The 16,826-nt window shown below is 53.4% G+C and carries 9 protein-coding genes; 3 read left to right on the top strand and 6 right to left on the bottom strand.

The features are described from left to right. Positions 1–51: 51 nt before the first annotated feature. Entirely contained in the window at positions 52–2,772 is a 2,721-nt protein-coding gene (locus BLQ88_RS00620) for a substrate-binding domain-containing protein (protein WP_090145698.1), read from the top strand. Between the two features lie 5 nt (positions 2,773–2,777). Here BLQ88_RS00620 and BLQ88_RS00615 read toward each other — a convergent pair whose 3' ends face one another. The 3 genes from BLQ88_RS00615 to BLQ88_RS00605 form a co-directional block, all read right to left on the bottom strand. After that, positions 2,778–3,491 carry a hypothetical protein gene (locus BLQ88_RS00615; protein ID WP_090145697.1) on the bottom strand — a complete coding sequence of 238 codons (714 nt, stop codon included), beginning with the start codon at positions 3,489–3,491 and terminating at the stop codon, positions 2,778–2,780. A gap of 165 nt (positions 3,492–3,656) precedes the next feature. Further along, on the bottom strand, positions 3,657–5,507 hold the full coding sequence (locus tag BLQ88_RS00610; protein ID WP_090145695.1) for a RagB/SusD family nutrient uptake outer membrane protein: 1,851 nt from the start codon (positions 5,505–5,507) through the stop codon (positions 3,657–3,659). A gap of 24 nt (positions 5,508–5,531) precedes the next feature. Further along, complete coding sequence (locus BLQ88_RS00605; RefSeq protein WP_229212510.1) at positions 5,532–8,708, bottom strand: SusC/RagA family TonB-linked outer membrane protein; 3,177 nt, start codon at positions 8,706–8,708, stop codon at positions 5,532–5,534. Positions 8,709–9,008: 300 nt separating this feature from the next. Here BLQ88_RS00605 and BLQ88_RS00600 point away from each other — a divergent pair, with 300 nt between their 5' ends. Together BLQ88_RS00600 and BLQ88_RS00595 are read left to right on the top strand one after the other, a co-directional pair. Further along, a complete protein-coding gene (locus BLQ88_RS00600; RefSeq protein ID WP_090145692.1) occupies positions 9,009–9,599 on the top strand; it encodes a hypothetical protein in 591 nt (196 codons plus the stop codon). Between the two features lie 2 nt (positions 9,600–9,601). Further along, positions 9,602–11,326, top strand: coding sequence for an alpha-L-fucosidase (locus BLQ88_RS00595; RefSeq protein WP_090145691.1), 1,725 nt, complete (start codon positions 9,602–9,604; stop codon positions 11,324–11,326). 63 nt (positions 11,327–11,389) lie between these two features. On the opposite strand, the gene BLQ88_RS00590 is transcribed toward BLQ88_RS00595, so the two are convergent. From BLQ88_RS00590 to BLQ88_RS00580, 3 genes are all read right to left on the bottom strand, one after another. Then, positions 11,390–14,227, bottom strand: a complete 2,838-nt coding sequence (locus tag BLQ88_RS00590) for a PQQ-dependent sugar dehydrogenase (protein WP_090146272.1) — start codon at positions 14,225–14,227, stop codon at positions 11,390–11,392. A 330-nt stretch (positions 14,228–14,557) separates the two neighbouring features. Next, positions 14,558–15,160: a DinB family protein gene (locus tag BLQ88_RS00585; protein ID WP_090146270.1), complete on the bottom strand. Its 603-nt coding sequence runs from the start codon at positions 15,158–15,160 to the stop codon at positions 14,558–14,560. Between the two features lie 180 nt (positions 15,161–15,340). Next, a complete protein-coding gene (locus BLQ88_RS00580; RefSeq protein WP_090146268.1) occupies positions 15,341–16,651 on the bottom strand; it encodes a hypothetical protein in 1,311 nt (436 codons plus the stop codon). Between the last annotated feature and the right edge of the window lie 175 nt (positions 16,652–16,826).

Below are 16,826 nucleotides of genomic sequence, written 5' to 3'. Positions count from 1 at the left end.
CTTCCCGGATACCGCTTTATTTTGTATTATATTTGAAATACAAATTATCCTATGAGACTCGCGCTGATCGCTTTCCTGTTGCTGACGTTGTTTGCGGGCTGTGCCGAAAAACAGGGAGACGATTATGTGATCGGGTTCTCGCAATGCACGGGTGACGATGAATGGCGGCGTGCCATGCTCGACGGTATGCAGCGCGAGCTCGCATTTCACAACAATACCAAGCTGATTTTCAAAGACGCCCACGCCAACAGCGCCGTGCAGGTGAAGCATATCGAGGAATTGCTCCAAAGCGGCATTCAGCTGCTGATCGTTTCGCCCAACGAATCGGACCCGCTGACGCCGGTGATTGAAAAGGCTTTTCACAAGGGTATACCAGTCGTTGTGGTCGACCGGCGTACTTCTTCGCCCTACTACACCGCTTATGTGGGTGGGGATAATTACCAGGTGGGCAAAACCGTGGGCGAGTATGCCAATACTTTGCTCGGCGGCAACGGCAAGATGATCGAGATCACCGGCCTTCCCCGCTCCTCGCCTGCCTCCGACCGCCACCGCGGCCTCGTGGACGCGCTCGCGACCCGCCCGGGCATTCAGCGCGTGGCGACATTGAATGGACAATGGGAAAAGGATATTGCCAAAAACGAGCTGCGCAAAGCCCTTCCGAACTTCCCCGACCTCGACCTGATCTTCGCCCAGAACGAGGTAATGGCGATGGGCGCGCGGGAAGTTTGCAATGAAATTTTTCCCGAACGCAAGATCCGCGTCATCGGCGTGGACGGGCTGCCGGGGCAATTCGGCGACATTCAAATGGTGTACGACGGCCACATTACCGCCACGGCACTGTACCCCACCGGCGGGGAGGAAGCGGCGCGGGTAGCGATGAACATCCTCCAAAAACAGCCTTACCAGAAAGAAAACCTGCTGCAAACCGCGATCATCGACTCGTCGAATGTACGGATGATCAAAATGCAGACAGACAAGATGATTTCCCAGCAGAACGATATCGAGCGGCAACAGGCACGGATCGATGAGCAACTGGAAATTTACCACACCCAGCGCGGCCTGCTGTACGTCATGACCGGCCTGTTTATTGTTTCGATCATTCTCGGCTCCGTCGCATTGTACTCGCTGATCGAGAATAAAAAGATCAATAAGGAACTGAATTCCAAGAACACGGAAATCCTGATCCAGCGCAACCGCATTCAGGACATTGCCGAGAAGGCACAAGAGGCCACCGAATCCAAATTCCGGTTTTTTACCAATATTTCCCACGAATTCAGGACGCCGCTGACGCTCATACTCGCGCCCGTGGAGGAGCTTTTGAGACAAAAAAACGAAAGCCCGGCGGTGAAGAAGAACCTTTCACTGGTGCAAAAGAATGCACGGCGGCTCCTGTGGCTTGTGAACCAGCTGATGGATTTCCGCAAGATCGAAAGCGGTAAAATCCGCCTGCAAGTGGCCGGGAACGACATTATTGCATTCATTCGGGAACTGATGCTGCCTTTCGAACAAGTCGCGAAAAAGCGCCGGATCGATTTCCGGCTGATCACGGCGCTGCCGGAGCTGAATGTGTGGTTCGACCGGGATATGATGGATAAAGTGATTTTCAATCTCCTTTCAAATGCATTCAAGTTTACCTCCGACTGGGGGCATATTTACATTCATATCGCCCACGCCGCCGACGAGGTTATCATTAAAGTGCAGGATAATGGTTCAGGACTGAGCGAGGCCGATATCGCCGGAGCTTTCGAAATGTTTTACCAGGGAAAAAATTCCACCAAAGGTACCGGCCTTGGCTTGCCGCTTTCGCGCGAGTTTGTGGAGCTGCACCAGGGAACCATCACCGCCGATGGCAAAAAAGGCGAAGGCGCTACATTCATCGTCACATTACCGCTCGGCAATGCCCATTTCCAGCCGGAGGACATCGCCGATCCGACCAGCGACACCATTGAAAAATCCGTCATATGGACGACCACCGACATTGAACCCGGGCATCAACACATTCAAACAGAGCATCAGGACCGGCCGACGGTGGTCGTGATAGAAGATAACGAAGATTTGCTGGGCTTTGTAACCGGCCTTTTGCAGAACCAATACGAGGTAATCACTGCCACCGACGGCAAGGCCGGGCTCGATCAATGCTTCGACACCGTGCCCGACCTCGTCGTGTGCGATGTAATGCTGCCCGGGATGGACGGCCTGCAAATTACGTCCACCCTCAAATCCGACATGCGTACTTCCCATATTCCGGTGGTCCTGCTCACGGCCAAAAACACGCCCGAGCAGCAGGTAGAGGGTATGCAGGCACGCGCGGACATGTACGTTACCAAGCCATTCAGTCCCCAGTTTTTGCAGGAAAGCATTCGCAGCCTGTTGACCAACAGACAATTATTGCTATCCGCACAAGTCGGCCGGAATATCGGCGATTCGGAATCCGGGCTTTCGCGCCTCGATAAGAAATTCGTGAATGATCTCCGCGCGCTCATCGTTTCCCGCCTCGACGACCCCACCCTTACCGTGGAAGCCATCGGGAAAGAAATGGGCCTTTCGCGCGTGCAGCTTTTCCGTAAAACCAAAGCATTGCTCGGCGGCGGTACCAATGACCTTATCCTGAACCTCCGCCTCGAAAAAGCCTGCGCATTGCTCCGCAACCCCGATCTGACCGTGGCGGAGATCGCCGATCAGACCGGGTTTACATCGCAGAGCTATTTTTCTACTGTTTTTAAAAACCGGTTCGGGGTGTCGCCGAAGGATTGGCGGCTGGTGAAGAGCTAGTGCCGCTAGTCGATAATGCGGATCCCCAATTTTTCGTAGTAAGCCTCTACCACACTTCCCACATAAAAGTAAGGAAGTACCATCCGGTTAAATTGAAGGGTAGTGACGTCATTGTCCAGGAAATAGGAAGTGACGTCAAAAAAAGCGAATGGCTTTACGCCGGTGGGACCGGTATTGATCAGTTCATAAGGGAAAGTTTGTTCAAAAGTCACATCGCGGCTATCCCCGATTGGCATATCGAGCGTGAGCGGCGAACCGATTTTCGTGCGTTCACCATAGGTATCGCCGGGTAATGACGGGGTGTGCAGGATCATTTTCCCCGCGCCGTTGTGCGTGTAACCGAGCAGGTAACCCACCGCTACCGGAAATGAAGGGCTCGCAACCCTTTTGATCCGCATTCTCAGATCGAATTTGGCAGCACCGTTTGTGCCGGCAACACTCCCTGTATTGGTGTTGGATTTGGCCAGAAACCGTGACAGGGAAATATTTTGCGAAGAGCCCGTGACCATCCCAAGCTCAGCCCCGGCATTGCCCAGAAAGGTAATGCTTTCGATCACAAACTCGCAGGGGTAAAGCCGCGGCGAGCCGTCTACGGCCACACATTCGGATTCGGGGAGATTGACCGCCACATCGTGATCGGTACAGGAAAGAGCCAGTGTAAAAATTACTAAAACGGACAGGCTGATTACAGCGGAGCAATGGCGGCGCAAAGTTTTCATAACGGGTGCAAGTTAGATGAATATTGAGTGTACCATTTGACTATCAATTCAATATACCCAACATTCATTTCTCAAAAAACCCATCTTACTAACCGGTACGCGTCACACCTGGAAAAACAGAAAGCTCCTGCCCGAAACCGGACAGGAGCTTTGCACTGAATCTTTTTACACGCCCTTTGCGGGAATTTCCGTCAGTGGCGGCACATTGTTCTGGAATCCGTTATAACCTTTGTTCTGGTTGATCCGGCCCTGGGTGTTGCCGTCGATCGCCGGTTGCGGCACCGGCCAGAGCACGTGGTAAGGGCTCATCGTATACTCGTCGGCGTGGCGCGTTTTTACACCTTTGTTATAAAAGTCGCTTTTCTCCATCACGCGATCATAGAAATAGTTGCTTTCCGAAAAGCTCTCCATATTGTATGTTTTGCCGTTTGGCGCTGCTTTGCCGGTCATCGCGAAAATGTAGGCGACGCGGGTCAGCTCGGTTTTGCGGGGCTCTTCGAAATACAACTCACGTGCGCGCTCGTCGAGCACAACGCCGATATTGACTTCCGAAGGCTTGTATGGGGCACACTTTGCGCGGGTGCGCACGGCATTTACGTCTTTCGCCGCATTCACCAGATCGCCCTTCCATGCGTAGGCTTCTGCACGTAAGAGGTACGTTTCTGCCAGACGGAACACGTACCAGTCGGTGTTTCCACCGTTTGGCTGTACTTTCAGGGGATCTTCGATATACAATTTGTAATTCGGCCAGTCGAACCAGCAGCGGATCGTGTCGATCGTCAGCAATGCACCGGCGTCATTCCGTAATTGCAAGTGCTTGCCATAGTACGGGTCGTTCAGCTTCGTTTTCAATTCCGGATTGTTGTAGAGGATGTCTTCCATGCGGGTCCAGTTGCCGGGAGCGTGGCGGAGGTCGTTTTTATCATCCCAAACACCATCCTGCGAATAGTAGGTCGGACGTACGCGGCCGATCCCCCGGCCAAGTGTCGTCACCTGGTCGATCTCGATCTTGGCGACATCGCTCGTTCCCCGGTTTCCGGCCGGTGTAGTGATATTGTTATGCCAAAAGGGAACCGTGTTACGCATCAGCTGGATACCGCCATCGATATTCCCGTCAATACTCACGCGGTCGATCACCATCATCAGACCTTCCGTATTGGCGCTGATCGACTTGTTGGCCGGGCGGTGCAGATCCCAGATCACATTGCGTTCCGGCTTACCGGCATCCGCGCCGAAACGGGCAGTCATAAGTCTGTGAGTACCTCCGTCGATCACATTGCTGGCGGATTTGATCGCATCATCGAACAATCCGAGGGCGAGATTCACTTTGGTCAGCAAATGGCTTACCGAGCCTTTGTTAACAGTCCCCTTGTCGGTCACCACGGGCACCCATTGTTCGGCAAATTCGAGATCTTCCTTCATTTTTTTCAGGATCACCTCGCGCTTCGTCGTTTGAAAATCCAGTTTAGGGCCGATGATTTCGTCGAGGATCAGCGGAACATCGCCAAACTGCTGGGTAAGCCGGTAATAGCGCGCCGCACGGTGAAAGTAAGCCGCTCCGAGCAATGCATTCTTCTCGGCATCGTCCTTGTAATTGGTAGGTTGGTTGATCCGCGAAATAACCACATTCGCATACTTCACCCCTTTGTACCCTTCACTCCAATACCAGCCGATCTTGTTATAGTCACCGCTGTTAAGTTGTGCATCGGGCGTGATCAGCAGGTTGAGGTTTTGCGCCGGTCCCGACTTATCGGTAGTCCCTTCCACGGCGATGTCGGAAAATATTGCTTCGGTAACCATCGGAGGCGCGTCGCCGTACCATTCGATGCGCATGTTTCTTTCGCAGGCAACAATCGCCGCCCGTAAGCCGCCGACGTCGTTGAATGTCTCGTCCGGGTTATAGAACGACAACGGTTCCGGCGCCAGCCAGCCGTCCTTGCAACTCACGACCGTCAGTCCCATCAGCACGCAGGAAACGGTCAGAATTCTTTTTGATTTTTGATATATGGTATTCATTTGATTCAATTGGAATAATGGCTGTTAAAGGGTGATATCGACGCCCATCGTAAATATGCGCGGACTCGGAACCGAATACGTCAGGTTCTGATTCGTAGCACCGTTGGTACCGTTTTCGGGATCCCAGAATTTCCAGTTGGAGATAAACCCGATATTCCTCACGTTGGCATAAACACGCAGATTCTGCAAGGAAATGCGCTGCACAAGGGTTTTGGGAATGGTATAGGCAACGGCAAAGCTCTCGAAACGCACGAAAGATTTGCTTTGATAAACATTGTATCCGGTAGCCGACCCTTCGCTCGAATAAAGTCTCGCCCATTCGTTGTTCCGGTTTTCGGGAGTCCAGTATGGGAACACGTAGGAACTGCTGCGGTCAGGGAAGCCCGGACGGTTCTTCATCTGGTTGAATTCCCCTTTTTGCCCTACATACGAATACACCATGAACGATACATCGAAGTTTTTGAACAGATTAAACTCGTTGCGAAGCGTAAACCGTGCGCGGGGGCTCGTGTAGCCCTGGAACACTTTGTCGTCATTGGTAAACTTGCCGTCGTTGTTCACGTCCAGGATCTTGTGGTCGCCTGGCTTCACACCGTACCGCTTGGCTTCCTCCGCTTCTTCCTCCTGCCATACGCCGATCACTTTAAAGTTCCAGATCTCGTCGATCGCATGCCCGATAAACCATTTGTTGGTAATATCGTCCGACTCGCGCTCGCCGGTCACATTGCCCTGGGCATCTCTGATCTGCGTTTTGTTGCCGTAAAGGTGCACGATCTTGTTGCGGTTCATCTGCACGTTCAGCGTCGACCGCCACGAGAAATTCTCGCGCTTCATGTTATTCGAGTTCAGGCTCAGTTCGAGACCTTTATTGTCGATCTGCCCGAGGTTGTCCAACACAAAATCGAAGCCCAGCACGTTCGGCAGCAAGCGTTTCACGAGGAGATCACGGGTCGAAGATTTATACAATTCGAGGCTACCGTCGATACGGTTGTTGAACAATCCAAAATCGATACCGAAGTTGAGCGAGTTGGTACGCTCCCATTTAAGATTGGGGTTCTGCATACGGTCGACGTACAACTGGCTCACCTGCACCACGGTACCGTCCTCTCTCACGTGGAGGTACTTACCCGTTGCGAGGTTGGCCAACGCATCGTACCGACCGATATCCCGGTTGCCGTTGCTACCGTATGAAACGCGCAACTTACCGTAATTCAGCCAGTTGATCTTGATAAAAGGCTCATCGGTGAATACCCAGCCCAATGCCGCAGAAGCGAATGTCGCACGCGGGTTTTTCTGCCCGAATGCCGAATAACCGTCACGGCGCGTCGACAAAGTCACCATGTAGCGGTCTTTGAAAGTATAGTACAAACGCGCCATCAATGCGTCGGCGGTGCTGGTCTGGTCCTCGCTCCATATCACAGGCGCATTACCGGCGCTGACGTTGTGATAGCCCAGGAAATCGTTCGGGGCAAATCCCTTGTTGGAAACGCTGTCGCTCCACGAGCGGTATCTTTCCTTGTTGGCAAGTAAGGTTACATCGAAGCTGTGTTTCTCGGCAAACGTCTTGTTCCATTTCAGGATATTGTCGATTTGCCAGCTAAAAAACCGCGAATCCGCACGCGATGCTCTTCCACCCTCCGCCGACCATTCCATACTTTTGGAAGATTCGGCATTGTAACGGTGGTACACTTCGTAGCGCGGCGTGAAATTGGCCTGGTACGTAATGCCGAACGGCAAACTCACTTTCGCAAAAATTACGTTGTTGATCGTCATCGATCCCTTATCGCGGTCGGTGAAACTGCGCGCGTAGTAAGGGTGGTTACCGCCGCTGGCCTCGTCGTTGGGCCGCCACTTGTAGGTTCCGTCCGGGTTAAACTCCGATCCCCACGGCGAAAGGTTCGGCGCCAGGTCGATGTTCACCGGCACCTGGCTCTCGTCGCGGTCGGCAAACTGGGTGTTGATACCGACTGTCAGGAATTTACTAACCTTTCCTTCCAGGTTCACGCGGGCCCGTACGGTACTATACGCATCACCCACGACGATCCCCTGGTTATTCAGGTAACCCAGCGACATGTAATAAGATACCTTGTCACTTCTTCCCGAAAGGCTTACGGTATGGTCCTGGCGGAAGCCTTTCTGGAAAATTTTGGAATACCAGTCGACGCTTCTTCCGTCCTTGTAATTCTGTATTTCCGCCGGCTGCATATTCAATCGCTGCAACCAGACGGTGGTCGGATCGCCCTTGTCGGCGCCCAGCCATTTTTCCAGGGTTATGCCGTCCGGCAGGTTGTTGGGATTGGTAAAGCGCCAGGAATCGGCCGTTACGTTAATGTTCCGCATTACTTCCTGCCGCCATGAAATAAACTCCTGCGGCCCCAGTACCGGCTGGTTTTTAGCCACTTCCGCGAACCCGATATTGCTGTTGACATTGATGATCGTCTTTCCTTCCTTCCCTTTTTTGGTGGTAACGAGGATTACGCCGCTGGCTGCTTTCGCGCCAAAAACCGCCGCCGAACTCGCGTCTTTCAGCACGTCGATGGTCTCAATGTCGTTCGGGTTAATATCTTCCAGACCGCCGTAGTAAATCGCCCCGTCGAGCACAACCAGCGGGCTGCTCCCTGCGCCGAGCGAGTTGGTTCCCCTTACGGCCACATTACCGCCCCCTTTGGCCGATGCCGAGAAGCCCACGTTCATACCCGGAATATTTCCGCGAAGCACGTCCTGTACCGACTGCGGGTTTTCATTTTCCAGTTTGGTCGCATTCACCTGCGACACGGCGCCCGTAAGGTCGCGCTTCTTCGCCGTTCCATAGCCGACTACCACCACTTCATCGAGTGTCTTCTGGTCGGAGCTGAGTACCACATCGACGATACTTGCATTACCGACCTGCTTTTCCTGCGTAACGTAGCCTACCGATGAAAAAACCAGCACATCGCTGTCGGATTTTACCAGAATCTGGAATTTCCCTTCCGCATCGGTGGTGGTGCCGTTGGTTGAACCTTTTACAACGACCGTCACGCCGGGAATCGGGCTGTTATCGGCCTTGTCAAGCACTTGTCCTGTAACCGTTTTGTCTACATTTGGCCGGCTGTTTTTTACCACGGTCCTGGCCTGGGACTCGGGAAATGCAATGGCGGGCCGCGATAGTAACATCAGGCACCCGGCAATGCAAAAAAGGGACTGAGCAGAGCCTTTTTTCATTGAATCAGTTAAGTTGGTTAACAATGGGTTTAGGTCACCTATCGGCGACATTAATATTTCATGACGTGATTGTATCTTTCCCACCCCGACATCATTTCGTCATATTTTTTCGATGTCAAATCAAAAATATTGAAGATAACCACAACCGGGCATTACTATACGTACAGCCTAAGTAGCTGGTAGTATTGCGAATAACTTACTTTACAAATGCCGCAGCCCTTCTCTGAAAAAATTCCGGCCGAGCCCCGCATTTTTTTGATTATTTTGCCGCCCATTTAAACACATTTCTTTAAAACCACTATGAAACGTTTCCTCTTTTCGCTCGCTACCGCATTATTTCTGTTTGCAGGGGCATCCAACGCTATCGCACAAGGTATTTCGGTCGAGAGCCTGCTCGACAAGGCAGTATCATTGACCCAGAAAGGTGACAAAGCCGGCTCGGCCGACGCGCTTACCCAGGGTGTTTCCGCATTGGAAAAAGAAGCTAAATCGTCCGACGGCACCTTGAAAGACAAGCTGCTGGGCAAGGTCGGCGCCCTGAAAACCATGATCCCGCTGGCATCGTCAGGTAAACTGTCGGGAGGCGCGCTTGGCAAGGTGGTTAACGCCGTAAAAATGCTGATCGGCGCCAATCGTATCAGCGGGTTGCTCGGAAAAGGTGAATCCGGCTTGCTCGGCAATGCCGCCAGCCTTACAAGCAACCTGGGGCTTATCAAAGCAGGAAGCTCTATTCTGGGCGGTTCCAACGAGTCGAAACTGAACGGGCTGCTGGGCGAAGCCACAAAAACCGTCGCCGGCCTCGACAAAAAGGGCCCTGCGGCAAAGCTCGCTGCGGCAGCATCGTCCAAGCAGCTGGGCAGCATTGTGAGCCTCGTGGGATCGGCGTTGTAGCCATGAAAAAACTATTTCACACCTTACTATTGCTCGCGTTGATAACGCCCGCATTCTCCCAGACTGAAATGCCGAAATCGCAGCGGTTGAAGTGGTGGCAGGATGCTAAAATGGGCCTTTTCATTCACTGGGGGCCGGTTTCTCGTATTGGGAAGGAGATCAGCTGGTCGCGGGAAGGATATGGTAAGGCAAAATACGATTCGCTGTACCGTGGCTTCAACCCTGCCCGCTTCGATGCCAAAGAATGGGTCGCGCTTGCGAAGGCTTCGGGTATGAAGTATATGGTGCTCACCGCGAAGCACCACGACGGCTTCTCGCTTTTCGACACCAAAACGAATGATTACAACATCATGCACACGCCATTCGGGCGCGATGTGTGCAAGGAGCTCGCGCAGGCAGCGCACGAGGCCAATATGCCCATCGGCTGGTATTTCTCGGTGGCCGACTGGAAAGATCCCGATTGCCGCAACCCTCAAACCAATGGCATTTTCGCGGAACGTGTACTCGAACAGGTACGCGAGCTGCTGACCAATTATGGTAAAATAGGTTTGCTATGGATCGATTATGAGGGCTGGCCTACTCCGGTGGAGCCCAAAAATGTGTATGATCTGGCCAGAAAACTGCAACCCGAGATCATCATCAACAACCGCCTCGAACCTTTCACGCCCGACGAGTCGCATGCCTATGTGGGCCAATACGCCGACTATGCTACGCCGGAGGGCTTCGTGGCCGGTTATGGGAAGATACCCTGGGAAACTTGCACCAACATGGGCCACCAATGGGCCTGGCGGTTCGGCGACACCCCGCGCAGCTTGAAAGAATCGGTGCATACGCTCCTGCGCTGTGTAGGCGGCAATGGTAACCTGCTCTTCAACATCGGCCCCGATAGTACCGGCGTTTTCCCCGCCGATTTTGCAGCCAGGGCACGCGAAATGGGTGATTGGATCGAAAAAAACAAGGCGGCCATTTACGATACCAAAGGCGGCGTGTTCACTCCTGCACCTGATTATGTAAGTTCATACCGGGGCAAGCAGGTGTTCGTACATTTGCTGAATGCCGATAAAGCCACGCTGGCATTACCGCCTATTCCAGCCAAAATAACCAGCGCGAAGTTGCCGGACGGCACGCCGGTTCAGTTTACACAAAATAACAAAAGCATTACCATTACCTATCCCGCAGGTAAAATCGACCCGGTTGCCACCATTGCCGTGCTGACACTCGATAAGGACGCTTCGACCATTGCGCCTACGGTCCCGCTCCCGGCCACCGGCTCGCTCGCCTATGCGCACAAGACCACGGCTTCCAGTGCGGTAGGCCAGTTTTACCACGATGCGGCGGCCGCATTTGACGATAATCCCAAGACTGCCTGGAAGATCGGGCGGCGAAAAGACGTCGATTTTTCCAAATATTATGGCAAAAACCTGCATTACCATTCACCGGAAATCATGGCATTGTATGAGCCGACGGGCTGGCTGGAAATCGATCTGGGCAAGCCGGAGACGGTGGGGCGCATTAAACTCGGCGAATCGAAGTACGGGCAGTCGGAGATCAAAAAATTTGAGGTATTGTATTTAAAAGGAAATGAGTGGGTTTCGCTGGCGCAGGATATGAAAATGGGCGATTGGGAAAAGACCGTCGCGCCCGTAAAAGCGCAGAAATTCAGGCTGGCCATTCAGGAATACCACGGCTATTTCGGGGTGAATGAGTTTCAGCTTTTTGCTCCCTGACATTATTTCTCCTTCTATAAAACGAGCGCCCGGCCATTCACTGACCGGGCGATTTGTTTTGTATTAAGGTTTGTTTTTAAACCTGATCCTCGAAAACGACATCAGCGGCTCGATCGGCTTGGCATCGGCATTGCGGAATACGAGGTAGAGATCCTGCTTGCCGGTCGTAGGCTGAATGGCAATGCGTACCGGCGGCTGTGCAAAGCGGCTTCTCGGCGCAGGGGCAGGCTTAGGCGCCTGGGCGGCCGGACTTGCAGCAGTTGATGCGGTGCTAGTCGTTGCTGTGGAAGTTGTTGCGGTTGCGGAAGACGCCGCGCCACCTGCATTCTCCTTTTTAGCACCACTTTCCAATTCCGCCATCATTTTGGCTACATCCACCGGTTTGGCAACGGCCAGTTTGTGCTGACCAATGACGGTACCTGTCGGTGAGCCAAGGCGGATTTCGATCGTCCCTCCCAGGCTGCCCTCGCGTTGCTGGGCGGCGGCATTCAGTTCGAGGGAATCGATGCCCGTGAGGTCGATGGACGGGAATGCGATGTAGCTGTTTTCAAACGCCACCACCGCGAAACCAAGCCCGGCGGAGCCCAATGCCTTGGTTTCTACCCCTTTGGTAATGGGCGCTTCGGCAGCATTAAGCTCAGGGCTGTGCAGGACAATCATTTCCTCGGTAGTCTGGGCCGGAACCGGTTTGGTCGCGCCCACGGGACGATCGGTATAAGCCGCGCGGATGATCACCGAGCCTTTTCCGTTGTCGGTTTTCGGAATTTGCGGTATATATTTCCCTTCCAGAGGCAAAGTAGAGAGGGTTTTCTCGGTACTATTCAAAATGTATTTGACGATCACTTCCACGTCCGCCACAGGCAATGCCGGGTGCGCCGCCATGGCTACTTCGCCCCACACGCCCGATCCGCCTTCGCGCACTTTCCTGACAAGCTTGTCCAATGCGCCGGGATCGGTTTTGTATTTGTTCGAAACATCCGCAAACGACGGCCCTACCGACTTGGTATTCGGCTGGTGGCACACTTTGCAATCGCTTTTGCCCATCAATGTCTGCGCTACCGCAAACTGCGTCGTAGCGTCGACGCTGCGCTGGCTTTGGGCAACTTCGGCATAATCGAATCCTTCGGCGGTGTAATCGATGCTTACCGCCACCTGGTCGGCCTTGATCTTACCGTCGGCCGTGCTGCCGTCTTCCGTATCCGAAATGCCTACCGCGTAGCCGACCGGTTTGTTGGGGAAGAAAAACGTGCTGTTACCGTCCAGTTTGATCGCCACTTTCGGCGGCTCGTTGCCTGCGATAATGCGCACCGCCTGGCTGTTGCTGGCGCCTCTGACATCGGTAACTGTGAGCGTGGCCGTGTACACGCCTGCCTTATCGAATTTCACCTTCGGGTTTTCCGTACTAAAAACCTTCGGCGCCACGCCCGGACTGGTCACTTTCCAACTGTATTTCAATGCATCATTGTCAAAATCCCGGGTGCCTTTGGAAGACAAAACCGTTTCGAACGGCACCGTCCCGCCCTTTTTCTCCGCGGTCGCAGCCACTACCGGTTTGCGGTTGCCGCCATTGTATTCGATGCGAACGAGCCGTGAATTGTCACTTTTGCGGAACCAGTTACTGCCATATTCGAGGATGTACAAATCGCCGTTCGGCCCGAATTTGATATCGATCGGCTGCACAGGGTGATAGCTGGGCAATACGCGCTCCATCGATTCGTAATCGCCTTGCGCATTCATGGTAATGGCCATGATCCAGCCCCGGGAGAAGTCGGCGGCGATCCATTTGTTTTCATAGTAAGCCGGCCAGGGGCGTTTTGGAGCCTTGAAATCGGAGCGGTGATAAATGGGGCCGCCCGTCGCGCTGCGTGAGCCCGAGCCTACCTGCGGGAACTTCTCGGAAACGCCGTATGGGTAGTAAATGAAGCTCGGTGCAGTGGGAAAGAGTTCTTTCAACCCGGTATTGTTAGGCGATGTGTTGACGAGGTTTTTCGGGTCTTTTTTACCACCCGGCTTATTATTGGCATAATCAAAAACCGGAAATGGCTGATCGTTCCCCACAAACCACGGCCAGCCGAAATTGCCCGGCTTGCGCGCCTGGTTCAGCTCGTCATAGCCCCGCGGCCCGATCTCCGAATCCTCGTTGGCGTCCGGCCCTACCTCGCCCCAATAAACGTAGCCGGTTTTGCTATCCACCGAAATGCGCCATGGGTTACGGTGCCCCATCGAATAAACCTCGGGGCGGGTTTTGGCGGTGCCTTTGGGATAAAGGTTACTCTCAGGAATCGTATAGGAGCCATCCGGCTCGGGATGAATGCGCAGGATTTTGCCTCTTAAATCGTTGGTGTTCCCGGCATGTCCCTGGTCGTCCCAGCTTTCACGGCCTGGGCGCTCGTCGGTTTGCGCAGCTTTGTCGTTTCCGGTGTTGTTTCCGACGGTCAGGAAAAGGTTGCCGTTTTTGTCCCAGGTCATGCCACCGCCGGTGTGGCAGCATACTTCACGCTGGGTAGTCACTTCAAGGACGATCTTTTTGGAGCTTTCTACCAACTGGTCGTTCACCATATCCCAACGTGCGAGAATGTGCTTTTTCTCCGTCGGGTGGGCATAGTAGAGATAAATCCAGTGGTTTTTGGCAAAATTCGGGTCGAGGGTAATGCCCATCAAACCTTCTTCTGCCTCGCGCGACACGCCTTCCTTGCTCACGTATTTGGTATTGACCGGGATGGTCGTAATGAGCTCGGTCGTTTTAGTGGACGGGTTGTATTTCTTCAACGCACCTTTGCGCTCGGCGATGTAAGAACTACCATCCGGCAGCACTTCGAATGCCATCGGTTCATCGAGGTTATCAGCAAGAACAACCGGTGTAAAACGGCTTTCATCCGGCTTGGTGACAGTATCCTGCATGGTGAATGCAGCCAGCGCAGCAACAGTAATGAGTTTGACGGACCAGCGGACCGATGAGACAAGGCTTTTATGCGGGTTCGGGAAAGGTTGGAGCATAGATATATGAATGGAAGTGAACCATTCAATATATGCATTTAGCGAGATTTAATATTAATAATCTGTTTAAAATTTGGGAGAAAGGGAGGAAGGAAAAAGGGGGGAAGGGAGGATGGAGGAAAGGGAGGAAAGTAAAATAGAGGAAGGGCGGGAAACGAAAAGGGAGGAAAGTCGCCCCTTCCTCCCTTCTTCCCTTTCCTCCTTTCCTCCTTTCCCCCCTTCCTCCTTCCGAACTTACTTTGGATACGACGGATGGCTTTTTACTTTCAAAATTTGCCGCAAATGCCGGTCGGTGTGGCCCCATTGGTAGATGAGTACCTGGTGCATGTTGCGGGGGTCGGGGGTGCCGGTGAATTCGAAGAGCGCGCGCATATCGGCTTCGCTTTTGCTTATGAATGTCAGGGTTTGCTCTCTGCCGCGCAGGAAGAAGGTCAGGTTATCCTTGCCTTTGATGAAGCCTGTCGGCGCTGAGATGTCTGCGGCTTTGTGGGGATTGGGTTCCATGATAAACTCCTCATAGTAGCTGTCGGGACGGCTGGTTTTGATCAGCTCCGGTTGCGGTTTGCTGCGGGTACCGATGGTGAGCTCCCTGAACCACACTATTTCCCAGAGCGCGAGGTGCTCGACGATCTGCCCGATGGACCAGCGGTCGGGCGACTCGCGGAATGCCCATTGCTCGGGTGTGAGGTTTTCTGTTTCCTTCACCACCGCGTCGCGTGTGCGCGTCAACTGGTCGAGGGTAGTTTGTTTGTCTGCGGCGGTCCAGAGTTTTTCCTGACCGAAGCATTGCACGGCTGCCGAGAGCCAAACCAATGTAAAAATTGTGCTGATTTTCATAGCTTTTGTTTTGTGAACACCTGTTCCGAAACAAAGGCCGACGGCTTTTTCGAAAGTTAGCCACGGCCGTTTACCCGGATTCGGCCGCAATGCTATTTCATTTTACATGGTCTGGCAATTATAATTATCCTACGGGTACAATTCGGGGGATCCGGATTATTTAGCGGGAACGGCGTGCCACTATTCGCTCAGGTAAGGCGGCAGGATGGGCCGGATCGTCGGGTTATCGAGCAAGCTGCGCAAACGGATTGAATCCGGGTAGGGTATTTGAAACAGCGGCTGGACCAGCACGGATGCATCCCCGGTTTTCATGTATTTACGTACGTTCGTTTCCTGCTTCATGGACAGCTCATAGGTGTGGTACACGTCACGCATATCGCGCTTGCGACGGCTGGTGTGCCCCATGATGAATACCACGAAAAAGACAGCGCCCAGCCAGGCCACGCGCTTGTTTTTAAGGGTTATCTCAATAAAACGGGCCGCGAACCAGGCATTGCCAATGAGTCCGATCGTGAATAGCTCGGTATAACGTGAGGATACCCCTCCCATCGCCTGCCCGCGCCCGTAAGCGATGGCGAGCGTCTGCCCGAGCGACCACATTGCGCACCCGGCCATGACCATGTCCGCGCGGGAGAGCGCGCGGCTACGCAAAAGCCAGCATACCATTCCCACCGCGGGAAACCACAATGCAATGGCAGCCGGCCAGCTTTTGGAAACCGGCCACGACAGAATGAACCGCAATGCCTTGCGTATTTCCGCGATATTGCGTGAACGGTAAATCTGGTTGCCTTCGATATGCGGCATAATGGAATAGCCAAGCGCCGCAAGTCCCACGAGTACCACCACCATGCCCACGTGTTTCCAGTTGACTTCCCGTTTCAGGAAACCTTGCAATGCATACACGCCCGTAGCTGCGAGGGGCGTAAGAATGCCCGAAGCCATCGTCAGCACGCTCAGCCACGACAGTACCAATATACCGGCCATGGCCAGGAGGCTATCCGGGTAGCGCGCAGCGAGTATCAGGGCGAAAAGGGTAAAAATCATCAGGAAATAAAACTGGCTCTGGAAACCGACCAGCATGTTTTCAAATGAAAACGGAAGTGCAAACTGCGCGATAATCACAATCAAAATCAGCCAGCGAACGCCGTGCAGCTCCCTTTGACGCATCAGGAAAAGCAGGATAATGAGCGGTATGCAAGCCGCCAGGAAGATATTCACCCGCGCTTCGATGACGTTGTCCCAAACACCCGTAACATTGAAAATCAGCAGCGATAGCAGCCGCGTGGGAAAAATACGGTGCTCGTTATGGGTGTGCCAAAGTTCATCAATCCTCAGTCGCCCCTCGATCCATGGCCGCAGAAGATAGTCGCCCTCGGCATCCCACTGGTCCCAGAAGGGAAGCGCAATGGCATAGGTTTCGACCAGGTAAAAACGCGCCGCGATGATCAGCAGCAGCGTGGCAAGCAAGGCAAGGATATTTCTTGTAGGCATAAATGTTTTTAAGGACTTGATTCTGGCAGTTCCGCAGACGAGACAGCCGGTTACATTACGGAGTTGCACCAAGGCCATTTGGTTGGAATCGCCTGTTTGAATAAAAATGTGGTCCGCTACCGGGTTCGTGCATGCGACACCATTTGTCCCATTCTGATCGAAAGTACCTCGCAAG

Origin of the sequence: Dyadobacter soli (assembly GCF_900101885.1) — a bacterium.
Lineage (GTDB): Bacteria > Bacteroidota > Bacteroidia > Cytophagales > Spirosomataceae > Dyadobacter > Dyadobacter soli.
This window is presented reverse-complemented; position numbering and strand designations above follow the sequence as displayed.

What these genes read in the sequence shown, in the direction of transcription:
- BLQ88_RS00585 (WP_090146270.1), bottom strand. Translation starts at nt 15,160, where the DNA reads ATGAAAATCAGCACAATTTTTACATTGGTTTGGCTCTCGGCAGCCGTG.
- BLQ88_RS00620 (WP_090145698.1), top strand. Translation starts at nt 52, where the DNA reads ATGAGACTCGCGCTGATCGCTTTCCTGTTGCTGACGTTGTTTGCGGGC.
- BLQ88_RS00615 (WP_090145697.1), bottom strand. Translation starts at nt 3,491, where the DNA reads ATGAAAACTTTGCGCCGCCATTGCTCCGCTGTAATCAGCCTGTCCGTT.
- BLQ88_RS00610 (WP_090145695.1), bottom strand. Translation starts at nt 5,507, where the DNA reads ATGAATACCATATATCAAAAATCAAAAAGAATTCTGACCGTTTCCTGC.
- BLQ88_RS00595 (WP_090145691.1), top strand. Translation starts at nt 9,602, where the DNA reads ATGAAAAAACTATTTCACACCTTACTATTGCTCGCGTTGATAACGCCC.
- BLQ88_RS00600 (WP_090145692.1), top strand. Translation starts at nt 9,009, where the DNA reads ATGAAACGTTTCCTCTTTTCGCTCGCTACCGCATTATTTCTGTTTGCA.
- BLQ88_RS00590 (WP_090146272.1), bottom strand. Translation starts at nt 14,227, where the DNA reads ATGCAGGATACTGTCACCAAGCCGGATGAAAGCCGTTTTACACCGGTT.
- BLQ88_RS00605 (WP_229212510.1), bottom strand. Translation starts at nt 8,708, where the DNA reads ATGAAAAAAGGCTCTGCTCAGTCCCTTTTTTGCATTGCCGGGTGCCTG.
- BLQ88_RS00580 (WP_090146268.1), bottom strand. Translation starts at nt 16,651, where the DNA reads ATGCCTACAAGAAATATCCTTGCCTTGCTTGCCACGCTGCTGCTGATC.